The organism is Mesorhizobium sp. M8A.F.Ca.ET.202.01.1.1, assembly GCF_004791595.1.
Taxonomy (GTDB): domain Bacteria; phylum Pseudomonadota; class Alphaproteobacteria; order Rhizobiales; family Rhizobiaceae; genus Mesorhizobium.
Window position 1 is genome coordinate 1 of record NZ_SRUN01000228.1, and the last position, 306, is coordinate 306.

Consider the following 306-nt stretch of genomic DNA (forward strand, 5'->3'; position numbering starts at 1 on the left):
CACGGCTGCTGCTTGAGCCAGGCCACGCCGCGCAGCTGGTCGGTCACTTCCACCGTGCCCTGCTTCCCGTACAGCGCACCCCCGAAGTCGCGGCCGCGGCGCGGGGTACCGCGGTTGTCCAGCGAGAACACCACGTGGCGCCCGTCCTCGAAACCGAACGAGATCAGGGTGTGGGCGATCGCCGGGCCCATCCAGTACGACAGCACCAGGTCGGCCGAGCGCAGCTGGTCAAGGTCGTACGCGCGGCGCACCCAGTGCGCGTCGTAGTCGGTTTCGCTGCGCCAGGTGAAATCCCGCACGTTGTCG

At 69.3% G+C, this 306-nt stretch carries 1 protein-coding gene; it reads right to left on the reverse strand.

All coding sequences use genetic code 11. The features are described 5' to 3' along the window. A partial coding sequence (locus tag EN845_RS34615; protein ID WP_135931331.1) for a DUF4105 domain-containing protein occupies positions 1 to 306 on the reverse strand: 306 nt, incomplete at both ends.